General features: G+C 54.4%; 23 protein-coding genes. 14 read left to right on the forward strand and 9 right to left on the reverse strand.

Annotated elements, in window-relative coordinates; genetic code table 11:
* A partial coding sequence (locus KK078_RS04675) for an amidohydrolase family protein (RefSeq protein WP_254089090.1) occupies positions 1 to 335 on the forward strand: 335 nt, incomplete at its 5' end.
* A gap of 7 nt (positions 336 to 342) precedes the next feature.
* Here the strand turns inward: KK078_RS04675 and corA are convergent.
* Positions 343 to 1,356, reverse strand: coding sequence for a magnesium/cobalt transporter CorA (gene corA, locus KK078_RS04680; protein WP_254089091.1), 1,014 nt, complete (start codon positions 1,354 to 1,356; stop codon positions 343 to 345).
* Complete coding sequence (locus KK078_RS04685) at positions 1,353 to 2,162, reverse strand: mechanosensitive ion channel family protein (RefSeq protein WP_254089092.1); 810 nt, start codon at positions 2,160 to 2,162, stop codon at positions 1,353 to 1,355. The genes corA and KK078_RS04685 overlap by 4 nt, the downstream gene beginning before the upstream one ends.
* 157 nt (positions 2,163 to 2,319) lie before the next feature.
* Between KK078_RS04685 and KK078_RS04690 the strand changes: the two genes are divergently transcribed.
* Positions 2,320 to 3,294: a polyprenyl synthetase family protein gene (locus KK078_RS04690; protein ID WP_254089093.1), complete on the forward strand. Its 975-nt coding sequence runs from the start codon at positions 2,320 to 2,322 to the stop codon at positions 3,292 to 3,294.
* 52 nt (positions 3,295 to 3,346) lie between these two features.
* Here the strand turns inward: KK078_RS04690 and KK078_RS04695 are convergent, their stop codons facing one another.
* The 4 genes from KK078_RS04695 to KK078_RS04710 all read right to left on the reverse strand — a co-directional run bounded on the left by KK078_RS04695 (position 3,347) and on the right by KK078_RS04710 (position 6,206).
* Complete coding sequence (locus KK078_RS04695; protein WP_254089094.1) at positions 3,347 to 3,502, reverse strand: hypothetical protein; 156 nt, start codon at positions 3,500 to 3,502, stop codon at positions 3,347 to 3,349.
* A gap of 13 nt (positions 3,503 to 3,515) precedes the next feature.
* Positions 3,516 to 3,959 (reverse strand): DUF6934 family protein, encoded by a 444-nt coding sequence (locus KK078_RS04700; RefSeq protein WP_254089095.1) that lies wholly within the window; start codon positions 3,957 to 3,959, stop codon positions 3,516 to 3,518.
* 131 nt (positions 3,960 to 4,090) lie between these two features.
* Positions 4,091 to 4,558 carry a hypothetical protein gene (locus KK078_RS04705; protein WP_254089096.1) on the reverse strand — a complete coding sequence of 156 codons (468 nt, stop codon included), beginning with the start codon at positions 4,556 to 4,558 and terminating at the stop codon, positions 4,091 to 4,093.
* A 184-nt stretch (positions 4,559 to 4,742) separates the two neighbouring features.
* Entirely contained in the window at positions 4,743 to 6,206 is a 1,464-nt protein-coding gene (locus tag KK078_RS04710; RefSeq protein ID WP_254089097.1) for a thioredoxin-like domain-containing protein, read from the reverse strand.
* Between the two features lie 285 nt (positions 6,207 to 6,491).
* Between KK078_RS04710 and gldA the strand changes: the two genes are divergently transcribed.
* The 6 genes from gldA to KK078_RS04740 all read left to right on the forward strand — a co-directional run bounded on the left by gldA (position 6,492) and on the right by KK078_RS04740 (position 12,625).
* Positions 6,492 to 7,427 carry a gliding motility-associated ABC transporter ATP-binding subunit GldA gene (gene gldA, locus KK078_RS04715; protein WP_254089098.1) on the forward strand — a complete coding sequence of 312 codons (936 nt, stop codon included), beginning with the start codon at positions 6,492 to 6,494 and terminating at the stop codon, positions 7,425 to 7,427.
* A gap of 25 nt (positions 7,428 to 7,452) precedes the next feature.
* Positions 7,453 to 8,181, forward strand: coding sequence for a gliding motility-associated ABC transporter permease subunit GldF (gldF, locus tag KK078_RS04720; RefSeq protein WP_254089099.1), 729 nt, complete (start codon positions 7,453 to 7,455; stop codon positions 8,179 to 8,181).
* On the forward strand, positions 8,175 to 9,866 hold the full coding sequence (gene gldG, locus KK078_RS04725) for a gliding motility-associated ABC transporter substrate-binding protein GldG (RefSeq protein ID WP_254089100.1): 1,692 nt from the start codon (positions 8,175 to 8,177) through the stop codon (positions 9,864 to 9,866). Before gldF ends, gldG begins: the two co-directional genes overlap by 7 nt.
* Positions 9,863 to 10,831: a DUF4340 domain-containing protein gene (locus KK078_RS04730; protein WP_254089101.1), complete on the forward strand. Its 969-nt coding sequence runs from the start codon at positions 9,863 to 9,865 to the stop codon at positions 10,829 to 10,831. Before gldG ends, KK078_RS04730 begins: the two co-directional genes overlap by 4 nt.
* A 107-nt stretch (positions 10,832 to 10,938) precedes the next feature.
* A complete protein-coding gene (dnaN, locus tag KK078_RS04735) occupies positions 10,939 to 12,063 on the forward strand; it encodes a DNA polymerase III subunit beta (RefSeq protein ID WP_254089102.1) in 1,125 nt (374 codons plus the stop codon).
* A gap of 46 nt (positions 12,064 to 12,109) precedes the next feature.
* Positions 12,110 to 12,625 carry a hypothetical protein gene (locus KK078_RS04740; RefSeq protein WP_254089103.1) on the forward strand — a complete coding sequence of 172 codons (516 nt, stop codon included), beginning with the start codon at positions 12,110 to 12,112 and terminating at the stop codon, positions 12,623 to 12,625.
* Between the two features lie 6 nt (positions 12,626 to 12,631).
* Here the strand turns inward: KK078_RS04740 and KK078_RS04745 are convergent, their stop codons facing one another.
* Positions 12,632 to 13,147, reverse strand: coding sequence for a metallophosphoesterase family protein (locus KK078_RS04745; protein WP_254089104.1), 516 nt, complete (start codon positions 13,145 to 13,147; stop codon positions 12,632 to 12,634).
* Between the two features lie 58 nt (positions 13,148 to 13,205).
* Here KK078_RS04745 and KK078_RS04750 point away from each other — a divergent pair, with 58 nt between their 5' ends.
* Positions 13,206 to 15,182, forward strand: a complete 1,977-nt coding sequence (locus tag KK078_RS04750) for a DUF3857 domain-containing protein (protein ID WP_254089105.1) — start codon at positions 13,206 to 13,208, stop codon at positions 15,180 to 15,182.
* Between the two features lie 9 nt (positions 15,183 to 15,191).
* Here the strand turns inward: KK078_RS04750 and KK078_RS04755 are convergent, their stop codons facing one another.
* Together KK078_RS04755 and KK078_RS04760 are read right to left on the reverse strand one after the other, a co-directional pair.
* Positions 15,192 to 15,944 (reverse strand): ABC transporter ATP-binding protein, encoded by a 753-nt coding sequence (locus KK078_RS04755; protein WP_254089106.1) that lies wholly within the window; start codon positions 15,942 to 15,944, stop codon positions 15,192 to 15,194.
* On the reverse strand, positions 15,941 to 16,675 hold the full coding sequence (locus KK078_RS04760; protein ID WP_254089271.1) for an MlaE family ABC transporter permease: 735 nt from the start codon (positions 16,673 to 16,675) through the stop codon (positions 15,941 to 15,943). The genes KK078_RS04755 and KK078_RS04760 overlap by 4 nt, the downstream gene beginning before the upstream one ends.
* 61 nt (positions 16,676 to 16,736) lie before the next feature.
* On the opposite strand from KK078_RS04760, the gene KK078_RS04765 reads away from it, so the two are divergent.
* The 5 genes from KK078_RS04765 to KK078_RS04785 all read left to right on the forward strand — a co-directional run bounded on the left by KK078_RS04765 (position 16,737) and on the right by KK078_RS04785 (position 21,152).
* A complete protein-coding gene (locus KK078_RS04765; RefSeq protein WP_254089107.1) occupies positions 16,737 to 17,444 on the forward strand; it encodes an SDR family oxidoreductase in 708 nt (235 codons plus the stop codon).
* A gap of 40 nt (positions 17,445 to 17,484) precedes the next feature.
* On the forward strand, positions 17,485 to 19,446 hold the full coding sequence (gene ispG / locus KK078_RS04770; protein WP_254089108.1) for a (E)-4-hydroxy-3-methylbut-2-enyl-diphosphate synthase: 1,962 nt from the start codon (positions 17,485 to 17,487) through the stop codon (positions 19,444 to 19,446).
* A 24-nt stretch (positions 19,447 to 19,470) separates the two neighbouring features.
* Positions 19,471 to 19,704 carry a DUF6728 family protein gene (locus KK078_RS04775; RefSeq protein WP_254089109.1) on the forward strand — a complete coding sequence of 78 codons (234 nt, stop codon included), beginning with the start codon at positions 19,471 to 19,473 and terminating at the stop codon, positions 19,702 to 19,704.
* Position 19,705: 1 nt separating this feature from the next.
* Positions 19,706 to 20,059 (forward strand): MmcQ/YjbR family DNA-binding protein, encoded by a 354-nt coding sequence (locus tag KK078_RS04780; RefSeq protein ID WP_254089110.1) that lies wholly within the window; start codon positions 19,706 to 19,708, stop codon positions 20,057 to 20,059.
* A gap of 82 nt (positions 20,060 to 20,141) precedes the next feature.
* A complete protein-coding gene (locus KK078_RS04785; protein WP_254089111.1) occupies positions 20,142 to 21,152 on the forward strand; it encodes a hypothetical protein in 1,011 nt (336 codons plus the stop codon).
* The last annotated feature ends 27 nt before the right edge of the window (positions 21,153 to 21,179 follow it).

Consider the following 21,179-nt stretch of genomic DNA (forward strand, 5'->3'; position numbering starts at 1 on the left):
GTGTAAAAGTAGACCTCGGCACGACCGACGACCGCGGCAACGTGCGCAACCTGCCGAACAACGCCGGCTTTGCGGCAGCCTACGGCTTAGGACGCGAGCAAGCCCTGAAAGCGGTAACCATCGTGCCCGCCGAGATCTTTGGCGTAGCCGACAAACTGGGCTCGATCGAGGTAGGCAAGAACGCCACGCTGTTTATCAGCGACGGCGATCCGTTCGAGACCAAAACCACCATACACCAGGTATTTATCGACGGCTGGAAGATTCAGATGAAGAGCCGGCAGACTGAGCTGTACGACGAGTTTCTGCAGCGCAGCCCCGGCGTAACAAAGCAATAGGAGGGGGCTAGAACCACTTCTTATAGCGAAAGAAGCCGAGCATGCCGATCACCAGCATCGCCATGATGGCCCACACGCCGTAATATCCCCAGTGCCAGCTTAGCTCGGGCATATGATGGAAGTTCATGCCATACACGCCTACAATAAAGGTCAACGGCATGAAGATCGTAGAGATGACCGTCAACACACGCATGACTTCGTTCATGCGTGTGTTCATGGCGTTGATGTGAGCGTCCATCAGGCCGGCCGTCAGATCGCGGTATGTATCGACCGAATCGATCAGGTGTACCACGTGATCGTACACGTCTGAATAGAATCGCAGATTTTCCTCGTGCACAAATTCCCACTCGTCTTTAATGATCTTGCCGAGCGCATCCCGTAGCGGATACAAGGCTTTGCGCAGAAAGATCAGCTCCTTTTTTAATTTCTGAATGCGGTGAAAGGTCTGGTTGGTGGGACTTTCATAAACCGTTTCTTCAATGTCTTCTACCAGGTCGCCGACCCGGTCCAGTACATTGTAATAGTTCTCGACAATGATATCGATCAGCCGGTATAATAAGTAATCGGCCTGACGTTTGCGCACACGCCCCAGGTCCAGGCGAATGCGTTCGCGAAAGCCATCAAAAAGGTCGCCTTCCTTTTCCTGAAAGGATACCAGGTAGTTTTTGCCCAACACAAAGCTGATCTGTTCGTAATGTATACCCGTGCCGTCGATGCGGTGCAGCATTTTCATGGTAAAGAACAGGTAGTCGTCGAAATCTTCGGCTTTGGGGCGCTGGTCGCTCAGCACGTCGTCGATCAGCAGCGAATGCAGGCAGAAATGGGATTGGATCTTCTCGATAACGTCCTGGTTGTTGAGGCCGTCCACGTTGATCCAGTTGACACGGTCCGGCTTGAGCTGCTGCAAAAGCTCGTTCACTGCCATGCAATCGATCTTGTCATGGCTCTCCCGGTTATAGGAGATCAGCTCGAGGATTTCCCGGCCATCGGGATGGGTGGCGGCAACAGGCGTTACGGTCATGCGTCTGGGGTCTGTTGCTTAAGATAAACTGTTTGCTGCGGCCGTGCAAGCGATAATCCCGCTTCGTCAAACCGCAGCTTGATACTCCGCAGCAGGTCACACTTCATGGCAAACCCCGTAGCCGGGTCTTTGGCCCAGGCGCCGGCCCGCAGCTGCAGGGCCGTCTCCGAAATGTTCACCAGCCGCACCCGTACCTGTGGAATGCCGCTTTCGATCTCCTCCGGCGTACGGTTGTCCAGGCAGTCGGGATGTTTCATCGCCTCCTCCTGCATGATACGCAGGGCCTGGTCAACGTCGGAGTCAAACGACAACCCCACCTCGATAAACATACACAAGACCTCGTTCTCCAGCGTAGAGTTGATGATCGTCTCGTTGTTGATCACGCTGTTGGGAATGACAATACGCCGGTTCTCGAAGTCCTTGATCACGGTGTGGCGCAGGGTGATATCCTCCACGTCGCCCGAATAGAGCTGCCCCACCTTCACGCGGTCACCCACGCTAAAGGGCCGGAAAATGACGATGAACACGCCGCTCACGATATTGGAAAACGCCGACTGCGACGCAAAACCGACGATGGCTGCCAGCACACCGGCGCCCGCAAAAAGGGCCGTGCCATAGCTTTTAAGCGTGGGGATGGAGTTGAAAAGCACAATCAACGCGATGATATACACAATGAACTCGACCGCGTTTTTTAGGAAATTATACTTGGTGGGGTCCACTTTCAGCTTGGTGGAGGCGCCCCGGATCATACGACCCATGATAAAGCGCAGCAAGCGGGCCACGACCACTGCGATGGTCAAGACCATGACCGAAAAGAGTATATAGCCCCAAATTCCTGGTAAAAGATCCATGGCCCGAAATACGGCAGTACCCGCACAATAGTCAATAGCCGTCGACCCGGGCCTGTATTAAATCCGCGAGAGGGTATTAGAGATAGAGCCTTATTTCCGTATTATTGCGGCCATGTCTTTGAAATTAGACGATATCAAAGCCCCGATCGCACGGGAGATGGAGGAGTTCGAGCAGAAGTTCCGGGCCTCGATGAAGACCCGCGTCATGCTGCTGGACAAGATCATGAACTATATCGTCAAGCGCAAAGGCAAGCAGATGCGTCCCATGTTTGTCTTCCTGAGCGCGGGCACCTGCGGACGAATCGACGAGTCCACCCACCGCGGCGCGTCCCTCATCGAGCTGCTGCACACGGCCACGCTGGTGCACGACGACGTGGTGGACGAAGCCAACTACCGCCGGAGTTTCTTCTCCGTAAACGCACTGTGGAAAAACAAGATAGCGGTCCTCGTAGGCGACTTCCTCCTGTCGCGCGGGTTGCATCTATCCATTGAAAACCGCGACTTTGACATGCTCGGCATCGTCAACAACGCCGTACGCGACATGAGCGAGGGCGAGCTGATGCAGATGGAAAAGGCCCGCCGCCTGGACATCACCGAAGAAGTGTATTACGAAATCATCCGCCAAAAGACAGCATCGCTCATCGCGTCCTGTTGCTCGGTCGGCGCCAGCTCCTCCGGCGTCGGTGCCGAAACCGTGGCCATCATGCGCAACTTCGGCGAAAAGATCGGCATGGCCTTCCAGATCAAAGACGACCTCTTCGACTATGGCGAAGAAGAGATCGGCAAACCCGTTGGCATCGATATCAAAGAAAAGAAAATGACGCTGCCCCTGATCCATGCGTTGTCAAAAGCCGGCTGGCTCGAAAAGCGCCGGATCATCCGCATCGTCAAGAACGAAAGCAGCAAACCCGCCAAAGTGCGCGAGGTCATCGACTTTGTCAAGAAGTCCGGCGGCATCCAATATGCCACCGACGCCATGAACAAATTCCACCAGGACGCCCTTGCCCTCTTGGTGAATTTCCCCGAGTCGACCTATAAGCGTTCGCTGATTCAACTCGTGCAGTACACGATTGATCGAAATAACTAAAGAAGCATATATAGCATGCTCGAACGAGTGCTATAGCATAATAGATATTAACTTAACGTTTGGGCAGACCAGCAATTGCCAGCATCTTGGCACCCTTCTCCATCTTCTTCTTAAAGAAGGGGGCATCCTCCATACTATCAAGCCGCTTGGCGATCTTGATTTTGGCAGCTTGTTTTGCCAGCGCGGATAGATTCAATCCCTTTTTCATATTCACAAAGGTACTAATTTTTCTTTTCTATTAGAAATGCTTGATAATCAGTGTTTTGTTTGAATTCCTCCCAGGAATCGTTGACATATCCGTAGATTACAAAACTAGCCGAAATCTCCTCTATATTTTTGGCAATTCCCATGCGATACATTCGCGTGCGTGACTTCGTACTGCCTGTAACGTAAACAAAGTTTCCTGAATATTTCTCGTAAAACCTTAACACGGCTAACGCTACTGTCGTTAGTACTTTCTGACTATCTCGATTATCGGTTACCACCGTGTCGTTAATTTCATCGTTTTCATCAACGTCACCAAAACCCAGGTTGAATACAGTGGGGGCATCTTCAAATGCTCTGAAGACGATCTGTTTCCTTATTCTGCCTTTCGGACCTTCACTATGAAACTCGAATTTTAATAATGAGCTCGATGATTCTACTACGTATTGTTCATTTTTCACAACTAAGGATATAACGGGTTACACAAGGACTGATCTCAATACATTTCTAATGTACTAAATCCATTACCATCGAAAAAGAAAAAGCCACGCTCTCCAGCGCGGCCTTTCCATTACTTTAAACTATCTAAAAACTACTGTAGTACAATTCTCGAGCGGCCGGCTTCCAGTACCGCATAGTCTTTCCAACCCTGGAAGGTTTGGGCGTCCAGCGCATCCGAGGCAGGGCCGGACTGCTCCGGCACATACTGGCCGGCGTGCTCCCACCACTTGCGCGCATCCTCGCGGGCCGACTTTTTGTCGACGTTCTCAAACAAGTTGATGCACGAGTCGGAGATCATCCACGGCTTGTCGATGCTGCTGTATTTCTCGAAGATCATGTTGCGCATCTGCGTACCGCTCGCCACGTTCTTAAAATGAGATACCGTATACGACATCGTCTCCGGCTCGGTCATGATCATGTCCCAATACTTCTTCGAGGCAATGATCTGCGACGTTGTGAGCAGATACCCAAAGCCGTTTTCAATCGGCTCCCGGGTAATGGGGCAGCGGGCTTTCAGTTCCGGTTTCTTTTTGCCAAGGAGTTTATCAAAAAAGGCCATACAGGTATTGGTTTAAATTACATCCTACTTCACTAGATACCACGCATCGGGTGAATGGTTGCATATAAGACTCAAAAAAGGGGCAAAAAGTTACAAAACCCCGTTTCCAGCCTGCCAGGCCGTTTTTGCACCGTACGAACTTGAAAAACTGTTCACTTCCGTACGGAGCGGTGTCCGGTAGCGCTTAGGTTTTAGAGGGGGTTTTGGCCTTGGCCTGGCTGGCCGTGCGCGCCTTCAGAAACTTCTCGTAGTTGGTGAAAAACTCCTCCAGGCTTTCGATCGGCACCTTCTTGGCGATGATCTTCTTCTTTTCGTCGAGAACATACAGGGTGGGCGTGGTAGGCGCGTCATACAGGTCGCTGTAAGGACCGACATAAGTACGCGGGCCATTCACCGTAATCCACTTCATGTTCATCTTCTTTATGTAGTCGCGCATCTTGGCCATCGACGTGTCCGAGCTCACCGCATAGACCTCGATGTCGAACTTTGTCTTGTTCTTGGTATAAAACTCGGCCAGCTTGGGCGTCTCCACTTTGCAGTGGCCACAATCGGGGTCGAAGATGAATAAAATGGTATACTTGTTTTTAATGTCATACATCGCCCGCGGCTTGAAGTTGGCGTCCTGCATGATCAGGTTGGGGCCGACCTTGCCGATCATGCTTTTACGCAGGCGATCGGCATGCTCTTTCAGCGTCTTCTTCAGGCTGGTAGCCCAGTAGTCCATTTCGCCCGTGGCAAAGTATTTGTCATACAGGTGCACAAACACCGCGTCCAGACCCATGATCTCGGGCTGTTGATATTCCTGGATGAAAACGAAGACCGAATACTTATACGTCTCTTCGTTCTTCTTCGCCAGTGCAATGACTTTGTCGACAGCCCTGATGACCGAGTCTGCCTGTGGCACAAACAGCTTACTGGTATATTCCTTCAACTTCTCGCGGTACACCGGGCGAGGCATGCGTATAAGCGCATCGTTGCTCAGATCGAAGTTGTCGAAAAAATGTTCGCGGTACCAGCGAAGCTGGAAGGTCGAGTCGATGTTGCCATTGGCTTTCTTGGGCGGGTCGGGAACCTTCACGGCCTGGCTCGATTTGTAGATCGTAGCCGTCAGCGTCTTGGGGTGCTTGGCGATGATCTCCGCCTGGTAAGCCATGACCTTGTCGTTGATCTTGTTGAAATCCGCACGTGCGTCCTTCTTCTGATCTTCCGACAGCGTACTGTCTTGCAGCACCTTCAAAAAGGGCTCGGCTTCTTTGTGTCGCTCCATGTTGAAGAGCATGTTTTCAAAGAACAGCTTGTTGTCGGGGTCGCTGGTCTTCATGAACTTGATATAGTCCTCTTGCTTGGTCTCCATCGTGAACCGCTGGTTGTCGCTCACCAGGAATTCGAAGATCTTGTTCTTGTTCAGTACCAGGAAGTACACACCGTGGGGCAGGGCCTTTTTGTTGTCAAACACAAACTCGCCGGCGGCACTGACGTGCGCGGTGTCCTTGATGTACGTGCTTTCGCCATAATAGTGGCCCAGGTAGACGGTCGTGTCCTTCCAGCCCGTGACCTTGAACTTGAAGTTGTAGCCCGTTTGAGCCGAACAAAATGCGGAAGTAAGAAGAAAGCAGACAAAAGCGAGGTAGCGCATAATATGGTTCATTGAAGCGTAAATTTCCGGAATTCCCCTGTTCCGGTCAACACCTTAATAGCCACCTGCCGGCGTTTGTAACACTGGAGGATCTGAAAACGGTGTTAAAAATTTCTTAAAATGGACCGGAAGCGGGCCTTCCGGGAAACGCCCGCACAAGCACAGCCTCGGCCCGTGCGGATCCGTGGCAGAACGGCGCGGCCGTTGGCGGCCCGGGCGGGTGGTCTGGCGTAAACGATGGATCCTCACTACTTAACATGTTCAAAAAAGCGTTAAACTTGCCTTTTCTTTCCGAGCATGTCGCTGCAAATAAAGAACCTCACCAAACAGTACGGACAGCAAAAAGCCGTAGACGGTATTTCCTTTGCCGTGGGCGAAGGCGAGATCGTAGGCTTCCTCGGTCCGAACGGCGCCGGCAAATCCACGACCATGAAGATCGCCACCTGCTTTCTGCCGCCTACCACCGGGCATGTGCGGGTAGCTGGCCATGACGTAGTCGAAGCGCCGCTCCAGGTCAAGAAGATCACGGGCTATCTGCCCGAGCACAATCCCTTGTACCTCGATATGTTCGTGCATGAATATCTGCATTTCGTCGGCAAGCTTTACGGCATGCGCGGCAACACCCTGCGCCACGCCGTGGGAGCCATGATCGAACGCTGTGGCCTTACACGCGAGCAGAACAAAAAGATCGAAACACTCTCCAAAGGATACCGCCAACGGGTAGGCCTGGCGCAGGCACTCATACACAACCCCCGCGTGTTGATCCTCGACGAACCGACGTCGGGGCTCGATCCCAACCAGCTTGTGGAGATCCGGAAGCTTATCAAAGACGTGAGCCGCGACAAGACCGTATTGTTCTCCACGCACATCATGCAGGAAGTGGAGGCGCTGTGCGACCGCGTGATCGTCATCAACAAAGGTGTGATCGTGGCCGATGACCGCCTGGAGAATCTGCTGCGGCGTAGCGGCGGCCAGCGTGTCGTAATTGCCGAGTTCGCCGGCGGCGTAACCGCCGAACAACTGCGCACCCTGCCGGGCGTGACCGACGTCCGATCGCTCGAAGGCGGCCGCTTTGCCCTCACGTCGGCAGACGCAGACGTGCGCCCGGAGATCTTTCGGTTTGCCGCCGACCACAGCTTGTCGCTGATCGGTCTGCAGCAGGAAGAAAATTCGCTGGAAACTATTTTTCACGCGCTCACAGCCGCCGGCGCCACGCCAAATGCAGAAAAATAACCTTATTTTTGCAGCGTTCTAAAACATGCTCCAGGTCCTCTCCAAAGAATTCAGCAGCTTCCTGAACTCCCTGATCGCCTATCTGGTGATCGGCGCCTTCCTGACCGTGATCGGGTTGTTCATGTGGTTTTTCCCCGAGACCTCCGTGCTCGAATACGGCTATGCCGACATGGACACGCTGTTTTCCATGGGACCTTATGTTTTTATCTTCCTCATTCCCGCCATCACCATGCGCAGCTTTGCAGAAGAACGCAAAGCCGGCACGCTCGAGCTGCTCATGACCAAACCACTGCGCGATTGGGACATCATCCTCGGCAAATACCTGGCAGGCTTCGCCCTGGTGCTCGTATCCTTACTCCCCACCGTGCTGTACTACATATCGGTATATAAACTGGGCAACCCGCCGGGCAATCTCGATACCGCCGGCATCGCGGGGTCGTACATCGGCCTGGCCTTGCTGGGCGCCGTATTTTGCGCAGCCGGCATCCTGGCATCGTCCATTACGCCTAACCAGATCGTGGCGTTCATCCTGGCGGCGTTCCTTTGCTTTGTGCTGTTCTCGGGATTCGACTCGCTGGCCACGCTCGACGTCTGGTCGGCCAACACCCTGGTGATCCGCCAATTTGGCATCCTCTACCACTACGAGTCGCTCAGCAAGGGGCTGATCGACAGCCGCGACCTGGTATACTTCGGCAGCGTCATCTTTCTGTTGTTATCCATCACCAAACTCGTTATTGGAAGCAGACAATGGTAAACTGGAAAAGCAAAAAGACGGGCGACTTCCTGCTACTGGCCAATGCCGTGGTGTTGGTGCTGCTGGTCAACCTGGTGGCCACGCGCTATTTCTTTCGGGCGGACCTGACCGAAGAAAAACGCTACAGCATCAAGCCCCAGACCAAAGACATCCTGCGCACCCTGGAAGACGATGTATACATTGAAGTGTACCTGGAAGGAGAGCTGAATGCCGGCTTTCGCCGCTTTCAAAAGAACATTCGCGAAACACTCGACGAGTTCCGCGTGTATGCCCCCGGCAAGATCCACGTCACCTTTACCGACCCGCAGGCCGCTGGCAGTAAACAGGCCCAGTCGGAGTTTATGGCCGACCTCGCCCAACGCGGCATTCAACCGACGAACGTGGTGGATACACGCGACGGGCAGCGCGTCGAAAAGATCATCTTCCCCGGCGCCGTCATCGCATCCGGCGGCATGGAGACCGGCGTCATGTTGTTAAAAGGCAGCACGGCCCGCACCTCCGATGAACGCATCAACCAGTCCATCGAAACGATCGAGTATGAGCTGATCAACGCCCTGTATACCCTCACCAACACCGACCGCAAACGCATCGGTTTCCTGAGCGGCCACGGCGAAGCCGACAGCCTGCAGGTCGTCAGCCTGTACCGCGACCTGGGCCAGGTATACGAAGTAGAGCGCGGTGTAAACCTCGTCACAACGCCCTCGCTGGAAACCTACGACGCGCTGATCATGGTGCGACCCGTCACGGCTTATACCGAGCAGGAGAAATACCGCCTGGACCAGTATATCATGCAAGGCGGCAAAGTGATGTTCCTGATCGACCGGCTCAACGCCCGCATGGACAGCGCCAGCGCCGAGGGCTACCTGGCGTTGCCCTATCCCGAAAACCTCGACGACCAGCTGTTTAGATACGGCGTGCGTATCAATCCCGACCTCATACAAGATTTACAGTCTGCGCGTTATCCCATCGTCACCGGGCAGACCGGCGGCAAGCCGCAAATGCAGATGATGGAGTGGCCGTTCTTTCCCCTCATCAACCGCTATGCCGATCATCCCATCACGCGCAACCTCGATGCCATCGTTACGCGCTTCGTCAGCAGCATCGACACGGTCAAGGCACCGGGCGTAAAGAAGACACCGTTGCTGCTCACCTCCGCGCAGACACGCACCGTCGTGGCGCCGGTGAACATCAGCGCGAACGCGCTGCGCCAGGGCGTGCGGCCCGAAGACTTTTCAAAAGACGGCGTGCCCGTAGGCTACCTGTTGGAAGGCACCTTCCCATCGCTCTACAAGAACCGCTTCCTGCCCAACGGCGAGACAAAGGAAGCCTTCCGCGATCAAAGCGCCCCGACACGACTGGTGGTGCTGGCCGATGCCGACCTGGCCATGAACGAAGTGAACCCTCGCAGCCATCAACCCCAGCCGCTGGGCTTCTATCCGTTTACGAACTATATTTTTGCAAACCGCGACCTGTTGATGAATGCGGTAGCCTACCTGGTAGACGAGCAAGGACTGATCCAGGCACGCAGTAAACAGATCAAGATCCGGCCGCTGGACCGGGAGAAGGTGACGCAGGAACGCGTTACCTGGCAGATCCTCAACCTGGTGCTGCCCCTGGTATTGCTGACGATCTTTGGCGTCGTGCGGATGTATTGGCGGAAGAAAAAATTTGCGCGATTCGGATGATGCAGGAAAAGAAGAACAAACAACGGGCGATCATACTGGTAGCATTGCTACTGGCCACCGCCGGCATGCTCTGGCTCAACAGCCAGGGAGAATCGCCCGTTGTAAACAAAGACCTTTTTAAGACAGCCGATCTGACCACCATCAACGAAGTGGTACTTCGCACATCTACCGGCGCCACACAGCTGAAGTTCAGCGGATCGCAATGGCGTGTCAACGATCAGTTCGATGCCGACCGCAACATGGTCGACGTGCTGTTTGCCACCTTGCGGCAGGCAGAGCCGCGTCGCCCGGTGGCCGTCACCCAGCGCGACTCGGTGGCAAACAGATTGGAGAAGGAAGGTGTGGAAGTAACCCTTATCTCGGGTGGAGAAAAGATCGATGTGTTTTATGCCGGGGGCAATCGGCAAAAAACACAAGCATATTTTATGCGCCCCGGCGAGGAACCCTATATCGTGACCATTCCCGGCTACCGTGTCTATACGGCCGGCATATTCGAGCTGGCAGGGCAGGGGTGGCGCAGCCGCTACGTATTCGGATTTAACTGGCGCAACTTCAGCAGCCTGGAAACAAAGTATCCGGCCGCCGCAGCCGACGGGTTCCGCGTGGAGCTGAACGACCAGTATTTCGGCATCCGTGGCCTGACCCTCGAGCAGACCAACACCGCCCGGCTCAACAGCTACCTCGATGCCGTCTCCCTGCTGCAAGTAAAAGAATATCAAGACCCGTCACCCGCATTGGACAGCCTGGGCAAAACAACGCCCTTATTTTTGATCGAAGTCAACGACGTAGGCGGCACGACCTACACCCTGGAGGTCTTTCCGTATCCGCAGGGAAGCCAGCCGGCCGGCACTTCCCGGAAGGCGCTCCCCGTCATCGGCAGGATCGACCAGACCGCCTGGGCTTTTTTCCGCGAAAACGACTTGCTGTCGTTAAACCGGCCAAAAGCATTTTTTTCCAGGGAATAATCCAAATTATCCAGCTTTTTTTGCAAATTCCTGACCGTTTTATTATTCGGTTTTCTTTATAACTTTACCCCCGCTTTAGAAACTAACCACTTTTTACTTTTACTGGAATGAAGTTTATTGTTAACTCTGCTTACCTGCTTAAGCAACTCTCTAATATCAATGGTGTGATTACCACCAACCCGGTTGTACCCATTTTGGAGAACTTCCTGTTTGAACTGGAGAAAGGTGGATTAACGGTAACGGCGTCTGACCTGCAGACGTCCATGATCACTGAAATTCAGGTGGAATCTAAAGAGAAGGGTAGCATCGCCGTGCCGGCACGGATCCTGTTGGATACCCTCAAGAACCTGCCCGAGCAGCCCGTAACATTCTCGATCGACGAGTCTACCTACAGCGTCGAGATCATTTCCGACAACGGCCGTTACAAGCTGTCGGGTGAGAATGCAACAGATTTCCCGAAAGTGCCTGTGGTTTCAAATGACTTTAGCGCAGAGATCTCAACCGAAGTATTGGCACGTGCCGTAAACAATACCATTTTCGCCACCAGCAACGACGAGCTTCGCCCGGCCATGACCGGTGTGTACGTCAACCTGGGGGAAAAGAACACTACGTTCGTAGCGACCGACGGCCACCGCCTGGTGCGCTACCGCCGCGCCGACGTGAAGTCCGAGAACGGCAATTCCATCATCATCCCCCGCAAGGCCCTGAACTTGCTGAAAGCCACGCTGCCGTCGGAAAACACCGACGTAGCGCTGAACTTCAACATGTCAAACGCCTTCTTTAAGTTCGGCAACATCAAAATGATCTGCCGCCTGATCGACGAGCGCTTCCCGGACTACGACAACGTGATCCCGACAGCCAACAACATCACCATGACGATCGAGCGCAACGACCTGCTCGGCGCACTGAAACGTATTTCGATCTACGCCAATAAAACAACCCACCAGGTACGACTGAAGATCACCGGCAGCGAGCTGCAGATCTCGGCCGAAGACCTTGATTTCTCGAACGAAGCGAACGAACGTCTCTCCTGCGAGCACGACGGTGAAGACATCGAGATCGGGTTCAACGCGAAGTTCCTGATCGAAATGCTGACCAACCTCGACTCAGACAAGATCCGCCTGACCATGTCGGCCCCCAACAAGGCCGGTGTGATCCTGCCGGTAGAGAAAGACGAGAGCGAAGACATCCTCATGCTGGTGATGCCGGTTATGCTCAACCAGTACGTTTAGTAGGCACCAGCTTACCAACGTCCGCCGTTCCGTATTCAGTATCAGTATGAAATACACGTTAACCCTTGCGGTGGTGCTGACCCTCTGCGGTCTGCATGCTTCCGCACAAGCGGACTATGGTCTGTTGGCAAAAGCTTCTCCAGGCATTTCAATCACAACACCTACGTACGCGGTAAGTCCGATCGTACAAGACGTTCCAACCTACGAAGGCCTGGGCGAATACCATCCCGCCCGCCTGCCCGGTGAGCGCATGCGCAAGGCGGGCCGCATCCTCACCATACTCGGTGCAGGCATGCTGGCAGGCGGTATTATTGTCTATGGCAATGCAGACGAGACCTACTACAACACCTATACTTCTAACGGTACGACCTACGAAGAGGGTGATCCCAAGGCCGCACTCGGTATATTGATGATGGTAGGCGGCGCAGGCATGATCATACCCGGCACCATCTTGTGGGTAAAAGGAGCTGCGAAATATAACCGCGCCCTGAAACGCCAGGATGCCGAATCCGTCTCCATGAATCTGAAAGGCAGCGGCATAGCCCTGACCTATCATTTCTGATCGCGACTACTCCGCCGGTGTCAGGACGCCACGCTTGCCAAGCTCGATCACTTCCATGTTTCCGATCTGACCCGCGTCGATCGTAAAACGCACCAGGGTCTTCATGGCATGAAAGCCGTGATTGCCGGCCGCGCCCGGATTGAGATACAGCATATTGTTAAAGCCCGGGTCGCGCTTCACCCGCAGGATGTGCGAGTGGCCGCAGATGAACAGGGCGGGCGGTGTGCGGGCTTTCAGGATCTTTTTTACACGCGGGTTATACCCGGGCGGTACGCCGCCGATATGGGTCATCCAGACCTCCACGCCCTCGCACGTAAAGAACAGGTCTTCGGGCAACGATGTTTGCAGCATGCGGCTGTCGATGTTCCCGAACACGGCCCGGACCGGGCGGAAGGCCTGCAGCCGGTCCAGGATGCCTTCGCCAATGTCGCCGGCATGCCAGAGCTCGTCGCACGATTCAAAGTGCCGGAATACGGCCGGGTCCAGGTAGCCATGCGTGTCCGAAAGCAGTCCGATTTTCATGCGCGAAAGGTATTAAACTTTTATCTTGAAGAAATTTTACAAACAGTTTTTTAATCCCATGTACCCCCGATTACTGCTCGTACTGATGTTGGTGTATACCGGTGCCGTAGCCACCGCCCAGGACCACGGCTTTGACTATGGCAAAGCCACCTACCGCGAGCTGGACATGACCCAATACGACAAGGACACTACCGCCGAGGCCGTTGTGCTCCAGGAGTTTGGCGAGGCGTATATCGACAACAGCAACGACCACAACTTGTTGCTGGAGTATCACGTGCGCATCAAGATCCTGAAGAAAAGCGGTGTGCGTTACGCCAACATCGAGATACCGCGCTACCACAAAGAAAGCCGTTCGGAAACTGTACGCAAGATCCGCGCGTCGAGCTATAACTATGAGAACGGATCGATGAAAGAGACAAAATTCGATCCCAAGAACATCTATACCCAAAACGTTACGCAGAATTGGGACGTCACCAAATTCGCCATTCCCAATGTGCGGCAAGGATCGGTGATCGAATTTAGCTATATCCTGGAATCACCCTACATCTTTAATTTCCGCGACTGGGAGTTTCAGTCCGAAATGCCCAAGATCTACAGCGAGTATTGGGCGACCATCCCCGGAAACTATACGTTTAATATCACCCTGCGCGGTTTCCTGAAGCTGGATCTGGAAGACGGCGAAGTGATCAAAGACTGCTTTGCGCCGGGCGGCGGATACCGCGCGGACTGCGCCCGGTATAAATGGGGTATGAAGGATATACCCGCGTTTCGCGAAGAAGAATATATGACGGCCAAGTCGAACTTTCTGGCCGGCATCAATTTCGAGCTGTCGGAGATCCAGCATTTTGACGGCCGCAAAGACAAGTACACCAAAGAGTGGAAGGATGTCGAAGATGAGCTGCGACGCGACGACGACTTCGGCGGGCAGCTGAAAAGCGGACGCCATGTGCTGGACGATGCTGTCGCGGCTGCGATACTGGCCGAACAAGACCCGCTTGCCCGCGCCCGCCAGGTGTACGATTACACGAAGAGCTGGTATACCTGGAACGAGGACTACGGGTATCATAGCCAATCCGGCATTCGCAAAGCCTATGAAAAGAAGAAAGGCAACATCGGCGATATCAACCTGTCACTCATCGCGGCGTTGCGTTATGCAAAGCTGGACGTAGAACCACTCATACTGTCAACACGCAACCACGGCTTGCCGACAGACATACACCCCGTGATGAGCGATTTCAACTATGTCGTCGCCAAGCTCAATATCAATGGGAAATCATACCTGCTCGATGCGACCATACCGTATTTACCCTTTGGCATGTTGCCCGAACGTTGCCTGAACGGCAAGGGCCGGGTAATGACCGAAAAAGAATCATACTGGTTTGAACTCAAACCTGCCGATAAATCGAAAGAGGTACAGGTTATAGACGTGGCGTTGTCGCCCGAAGGCATACTCAAAGGCACGTTGCAAACGACCTATACCGGCTATGCAGCCCTGTATAAAAGACTGAAGCTGGGCGAGTTCACCAACCACGACGAATATCTCAAAGACTTTGCCGGCAAATACCCTGACGTGGAGGTTGTCACCTATACGGTAGAGGGAGAAGATGAATTTGAAAAGCCCCTGATCGAGAAAATGGTGCTGACCTTCCCCGTGTTCGATCAACCCGGGGCCAAGGGATTTCTGTTCAGCCCCTTTATTGCGCGCCAACGACGCGAAAACCCCTTCAAGTCCGTAGAGCGTTTGTACCCCGTCGACTTTGGCGTGCCCATAGAAAAGACACTGGTGTTCTCCATGAGCTACCCGGAGAGCTACGAGCTGGTCGAGCCGCCCGCCAAAGTGGGCTTGGCGTTACCCAACGATGGCGGCCGCTTCCTGTTTGATATACAGCAGACCGGCAATCGCCTCAGCCTGCACAACTCGTTGCAGCTCAAGCGGGCGGTATATTCGTCCGAAGAATACCACTACCTGAAAGAATTATACAGCCGCGTGGTCGCCATCGAGCAGACCGACCTGGTGTTCCGTAAGAAAGGGTAGGAGAGATCGTTATTCCTGCTGGCGCAGGCTGCGCATCACTTTGTTGGCAAAGATGAAGTCGTCCAGCTCTTGCACGCCCGAGTGTGTAATGTCGTTCTTAGTACCCACCCACAGGTTCTGGCCTTTGTAGATGAACAGGATCTTTTCGCCGATACCCATCACGGAGTTCATGTCGTGTGTCACGACAATGGTCGTGATGTCAAACTCCTCGGAGATATCCTGGATCAGCTCGTCGATCAGCACCGACGTCTGCGGGTCGAGTCCGGAGTTGGGCTCGTCGCAGAACAGGTAGTTGGGATTGTTCACGATCGCCCGCGCAATGCCCACGCGTTTTTTCATACCCCCGCTGATCTCCGACGGCATTTTTTTATTGGAGTTCTCCAGGCTTACACGCTTCAGACAAAAGTTGACACGATCCAGCTTTTCGTCCAGGGGCATTTTGGTCAGCACATCGAGCGGGAACATGACATTCTGCTCGACGGTCTTGGAGTCGAACAACGCGCCACCCTGAAAGAGCATGCCCATCTCCCGGCGGATATCCGTCTTCACATCGCGGTCGCTGGCATAGAACGGCCGGTTGTCATAGAACACTTCGCCTTTGTCGGGCGTTACCAGCCCCACGATACATTTCAGCAAAACGCTTTTGCCGGTACCCGAGGCGCCGATCAACAGGTTGGGCTTACCTTTTTCAAAAACACCGCTCACACCGTTCAGTACGACCTTCTCGCCGAACGACTTGGTTATATTGTCGATCTTGATCATTTCGAGAGTAAAAGTTGGGCCAGTAAATAGTCGGCCACCAGCACGGCAATCACGCTGCTGGTCACAGCCTGGGTGCTGGAAACACCCACCTCCAGGGCGCCGCCCTGGGTGTTATATCCCTTGTACGAAGAGATGGACGCCACCAGGAACGCAAACACAACGGATTTGATAAGCGCAAAGATGACGGTAAATTCATTGTAGCTCGAGCGTAAGCCCAGCACGTAATCGTTCGGCGAAATGATCCCGGTCAGCGTACCGGCCAGGTACCCGCCGAACATGCCGCACACCCCCGCGACGACTACCAGCAACGGATACATCATGAGCGAAGCAACGATCTTGGGCAGCACCAGGTATGACACCGAGTTGATCCCCATCACCTCCAGCGCATCGATCTGCTCGGTAATGCGCATCGTACCCAAACCGCTCGCCATGGACGAGCCCACCTTGCCCGCATAGATCACAGCCATGATGGTCGGCGCCAGCTCGAGCACCACCATTTCACGCACCACCTGCGAAATCACATAGTCGGGAATAAAGTCGCTCACCATGTTGAACGCCGTCTGCACCGTTGTAACCGCCCCGATAAACGTCGACACCAGGGCGACCAGGAACAGGGAGCCGATGCCGATGGAAACACATTCTTCCAGTACAAGCTTGTAATATGTTTTGAAAGACTCCCGGCGCACGAACATCGTACCGAGAAACATAAAGTACTTACCAATCTCCGTGATCATAGCTGCAATAAAACAAATGCAATCTTTATCTTGGGCTAAAGATAGACATAAAAATATCATGAACAGACTGATTGCCGTGACCGGCGGAACCAAGGGAATAGGACGGGCCGTCATCGAGAAATTTGCCGCCAACGGATTTGATATTGCCACGTGCGCCCGCCACGAGAATGATCTGCAGGAACTGAAGGCCGCGGTAGAGACGACATACCCCGGCACGACCGTACACGTCAGGTTGGGCGACATGTCGGACAAAGATCAGGTAAAGGCGTTTTGTACGTTTGTACAGCAGCTGGACCGCCCATTGGACGTGCTGGTGAACAATGCCGGGTACTTCATTCCCGGCGACATCGCCACCGAGCCCGAAGGCACCCTGGAAAGCATGATCCACGCCAACCTCTACAGCGCCTACCGCACCACCCGCGGGCTGATCCAGGATATGAAACGCAACCGCCAGGGCCATATTTTTAACATCTGCTCGGTAGCCAGCATCAAGGCTTACCCCAACGGCGGGTCATATGCCATCAGCAAATTCGCCCTCCTGGGCTTCACAAAATGCCTGCGGGAAGAAATGAAGCCCCACAACATCCGCGTAACAGCCATCATTCCCGGGGCCACACGTACCGCCAGCTGGGACGGCACCGATCTGCCCGACGAGCGTTTTATGAAAGTGGAAGATGTCGCTGAAACTGTCTATGGCGCCTATGCGTTGTCTCACCGGAGTGTAGTGGAGGAAATCGTTATCAGACCCGTGCTGGGCGACCTGTAACGACGTCTTTTTCCCTACCTTTGCCCTAAAATCAGCGTGTGTGAATCAGTCAATTGACGCTTTAAAGCAATATTGTAACAGCCTGGTGCGGTACAGCCGGCGCCAGACCCTGGAAGTGAACATCGGTGACGTGCCGATGGGCGGCAACAACCCCATCCGCATTCAGTCCATGACGACCGTCGATACGATGGATACGCAGGGCTCGATCGGGCAGGTCATCCGCATGGTCGATGCCGGGTGCGAATACGTACGCATCACCGCCCCCAGCATCAAAGAGGCCCAGAACCTGGCCGAGATCCGCAAAGGCTTGCATGTACGCGGCTACAAAGTGCCCCTCGTGGCCGACATTCACTTCACGCCCAACGCCGCCGAGCTGGCCGCCCGTATCGTTGAAAAAGTGCGGATCAACCCCGGCAACTACGCCGATAAGAAACGCTTCGAAACCATCGAATACACCGAGGCCAGCTACCAGGCCGAACTCCACCGCATCCGCGAAAAATTCCTGCCGCTGATCCGCATCTGCAAAGAGCACGGCACCGCCATGCGCATCGGCACCAACCACGGTTCACTGTCAGACCGCATCATGAGCCGCTACGGCGACAGCCCCATGGGCATGGTCGAGTCGGCGCTCGAGTTCCTCCGCATCTGCGAAGACGAACAGTACTACAACATCGTACTGTCCATGAAGTCCAGCAACCCGCAGGTCATGGTGCAAGCCTACCGCCTGCTGGTGCAGAAGCTCGACGAAGAAGGGCTGAAGCCTTACCCGCTGCACCTGGGTGTGACCGAAGCCGGCGACGGCGAAGACGGCCGCATCAAATCGTCGGTCGGCATCGGCACCTTGCTTGAAGACGGCCTGGGGGACACCATCCGCGTGTCGCTTACCGAAGAGCCCGAAGCCGAAGTGCCCGTGGCCCGCGAGCTGGCCGCCCGCTACGATCACCGCGCCGGCCATGCGCCGATCGCGCCCATCGTACATTACCCCATCACACCGTATGAATACAACCGCCGCATAACACGCGAAGTCGTCAACATCGGCGGTACACACGCCGTACCCCGCGTCATCGCCGACCTTTCGGGACGCGATAAGATCACCGCCGCGTCGCTGTTTGCCGTAGGCTATCAATACTCGGTGCCCCTTGATAAATGGAACATTACCGATACCGCCTGCGACTATATATTCCTCGGCGACCACGTCGTCGATTTTGATATACCCGGCACGTTGGGACTGGTCTACCACCACGCCACGTGGCTGACGCAGCGCGATAAGGATAGGACCTATCCCGTGCTGACCATCGCCGAATACCGGCGCGGCGTGGAACAATCGCCGGTGCTGAACTTCGTGCGCGTTACACCCGAAGACATCGATCAGTCGCTGCTCGCACGTTTGAAACAAGATCCTGCGGTGGTGCTGCTGGCGACGACCGCAAATGCCCACGCCATGGCGGCGCTGCGCCGGCTGTTCGTGGAGCTGATCAACCAGGGCTGCGACGTACCCGTCATTATCGGCCGCCACTACGAGGACCTGAACGGCGAGCAACTGCAGCTCTACGCGGCGACCGACGCCGGCGGCTTACTGGTCGATGGCCTCGGCGACGGCCTCTTCCTGGAGACTATACGCAGTGGCTCCGACAAAATGGTGAACGACACCGCGTTTAATATCTTACAGGCCACCCGCACACGCATCTCCAAGACCGAGTATATCTCGTGCCCGTCGTGTGGCCGTACGCTGTTCGACCTGCAGGAAACCACGGCCCGCATTCGCGTACGCACCAGCCACCTCAAGGGCATCAAGATTGGCATCATGGGCTGCATCGTAAACGGCCCCGGCGAAATGGCCGATGCAGACTATGGCTATGTGGGGTCGGGCCCCGGCCGGATCACGCTGTACAAAGGCAAAGAAGTCGTGCGCAAGAATGTGCCCACCGTCGAGGCCGTCGACGAGCTGATCAACCTGATCCGCGAGCACGGCGACTGGATTGAGCAGGGAGCGGTGAATTAATGTTTTGACCTAAAGAACACGAACATGGAAAATAAAGCAAAGGCAGGAGCGGAGCCGGCCGGGAAAAAGCAGGGCGGCATCAAAGAGTTCTTTAGCCTGGGAGAAGTAGGCAACTATTTCTTCCGCAAGAAAGACCCATCACGCCCCAGCAATATCAATATCAGGATGATGCACGGGGTCAATAAGCTGTCCATCGCCATCTTCCTCGTAGGGGTGTTGTACCTCGTCTACAAGCTCGTCATCAAGCCCCGGCTGTGATATGGACCTCGAGCAGTTCATGCGTTGGTGCAATGCCAAAAAAGGGGTGACCGAAGAATTTCCTTTCGGGGAGGAGATCCTCGTGTACAAGGTCATGGGCAAAATGTTCGCCCTGACCAACGTTGACCAGTTTGACAGCATCAACCTGAAAGTAGAACCCGAACAGGGTGTTTTATTACAGGAAGAGTACGCCGCCGTGCAGCCCGGCTACCACATGAACAAAAAGCACTGGATCACCGTCACCATGGACGGATCGGTTCCCAACCGCCTTTTGCAGCAGTGGATCGACAATTCTTACAATTTAGTAGTGTCGGGACTGACGAAAAAGCAGCAAACAGCGTTAAAAGAGGCATGAATAGACCGCAAAATGCCATAAATCCTACGCTAGCAGGAGAGTTGTGGGTAAAATCCTTATTTTTGTTTGAATTACCCTGTTCATGCTGAGGGCATTTTTTGTTTTATTCATCTGTAGCCTGTTCCTGACTGCTTGTACACAGCGCATGATCTGCCCTGCGTATCAAAGTGCGTTCATCTACGACAAGGACGCGCTGCGCAAGCAATTCAGCTATTTCCAGGACGACTCTACACCCAAAGTGCTGACGGCCAGCAAGAACAAATACCTTATTGCCGAACCCACCTCGTATCGCAAGAAGATCCGCAACATGCAGACCGTTCCTATGAAGAACGTCTACGTGCAGGTACCCGATTCGTTAAAAGAAGGCTATGACAGCCTCGGCCTGAACGGCGAGGACGGCGTCGTGCCCGGCGCCGAGCTGGACCTCGCCGCCCGCTCGGTTATCGACAGCATTTACATCGAAGACGTTCCGCAAGATACTACCACCGAAGAAGCCGAAGGCGACAGCATCTATGTCATTTCCAAAGACAAGGAGCTGCGCATGCTGCGCTACGAATACTCCGACACCGCCCGCATCGACCCGGCTACCGGCAAATTGATCAGATCGACGCCGAAATACGTCGTGGACGAAATTACCTTCAACGTAGAGCAGGACAACTACATGTGGTACCTGCGCAACTACCTGGTGCTGCCCGACGTACGCCTCGCCAAGATAGGCCAGGCCGAAGCCGCCAAAGAAGAGAAGAAGGCTAAGAAAAAAGGAGGCTTCTTTAAAAACCTGTTCAAGAAAAAAGAGAAGGAACAACCTGCCGACTCCGTCGCAACCCCCGAGCCGCGCGACGACGACTTCGACTACGTAGACGAAGAAGAGCAGCAACAACAAGCCCAGTCACAGCTCGCCCAACCCGAGCCCGAGAAGAAAGGCCTGTTCGGCCGCAAGAAAAAGAAAGAACCCAAGCCCGAAACCGACGAGCCCGAAAAGCCCGCCAAGAAGAAGAAAGAGAAAAAGGCTAAGAAAAAGAAAGACGAAGATCAGCCCGAAGAAGAAGCACCTGCCGAAGAAAAAGAAGAGGATAGCGACGACGGGTTTTAGTGGCCGAACGCCAAACGAATCTCTGTT

It is taken from the genome of Dawidia soli, assembly GCF_018598185.1.
In the GTDB taxonomy this organism is placed as follows: domain Bacteria; phylum Bacteroidota; class Bacteroidia; order Cytophagales; family Cyclobacteriaceae; genus Ohtaekwangia; species Ohtaekwangia soli.

Excerpts from the sequence above, each read along its gene's own strand:
- KK078_RS04745 (WP_254089104.1), bottom strand. The coding sequence starts at position 13,147 with ATGAAAATCGGACTGCTTTCGGACACGCATGGCTACCTGGACCCGGCC.
- KK078_RS04750 (WP_254089105.1), top strand. The coding sequence starts at position 13,206 with ATGTACCCCCGATTACTGCTCGTACTGATGTTGGTGTATACCGGTGCC.
- KK078_RS04775 (WP_254089109.1), top strand. The coding sequence starts at position 19,471 with ATGGAAAATAAAGCAAAGGCAGGAGCGGAGCCGGCCGGGAAAAAGCAG.
- KK078_RS04785 (WP_254089111.1), top strand. The coding sequence starts at position 20,142 with ATGCTGAGGGCATTTTTTGTTTTATTCATCTGTAGCCTGTTCCTGACT.
- gldF (WP_254089099.1), top strand. The coding sequence starts at position 7,453 with ATGCTCCAGGTCCTCTCCAAAGAATTCAGCAGCTTCCTGAACTCCCTG.
- KK078_RS04740 (WP_254089103.1), top strand. The coding sequence starts at position 12,110 with ATGAAATACACGTTAACCCTTGCGGTGGTGCTGACCCTCTGCGGTCTG.
- gldA (WP_254089098.1), top strand. The coding sequence starts at position 6,492 with ATGTCGCTGCAAATAAAGAACCTCACCAAACAGTACGGACAGCAAAAA.
- corA (WP_254089091.1), bottom strand. The coding sequence starts at position 1,356 with ATGACCGTAACGCCTGTTGCCGCCACCCATCCCGATGGCCGGGAAATC.
- KK078_RS04690 (WP_254089093.1), top strand. The coding sequence starts at position 2,320 with ATGTCTTTGAAATTAGACGATATCAAAGCCCCGATCGCACGGGAGATG.
- KK078_RS04730 (WP_254089101.1), top strand. The coding sequence starts at position 9,863 with ATGATGCAGGAAAAGAAGAACAAACAACGGGCGATCATACTGGTAGCA.
- KK078_RS04705 (WP_254089096.1), bottom strand. The coding sequence starts at position 4,558 with ATGGCCTTTTTTGATAAACTCCTTGGCAAAAAGAAACCGGAACTGAAA.
- gldG (WP_254089100.1), top strand. The coding sequence starts at position 8,175 with ATGGTAAACTGGAAAAGCAAAAAGACGGGCGACTTCCTGCTACTGGCC.
- KK078_RS04765 (WP_254089107.1), top strand. The coding sequence starts at position 16,737 with ATGAACAGACTGATTGCCGTGACCGGCGGAACCAAGGGAATAGGACGG.
- KK078_RS04755 (WP_254089106.1), bottom strand. The coding sequence starts at position 15,944 with ATGATCAAGATCGACAATATAACCAAGTCGTTCGGCGAGAAGGTCGTA.
- KK078_RS04685 (WP_254089092.1), bottom strand. The coding sequence starts at position 2,162 with ATGGTCTTGACCATCGCAGTGGTCGTGGCCCGCTTGCTGCGCTTTATC.
- KK078_RS04780 (WP_254089110.1), top strand. The coding sequence starts at position 19,706 with ATGGACCTCGAGCAGTTCATGCGTTGGTGCAATGCCAAAAAAGGGGTG.
- dnaN (WP_254089102.1), top strand. The coding sequence starts at position 10,939 with ATGAAGTTTATTGTTAACTCTGCTTACCTGCTTAAGCAACTCTCTAAT.
- KK078_RS04710 (WP_254089097.1), bottom strand. The coding sequence starts at position 6,206 with ATGAACCATATTATGCGCTACCTCGCTTTTGTCTGCTTTCTTCTTACT.
- KK078_RS04695 (WP_254089094.1), bottom strand. The coding sequence starts at position 3,502 with ATGAAAAAGGGATTGAATCTATCCGCGCTGGCAAAACAAGCTGCCAAA.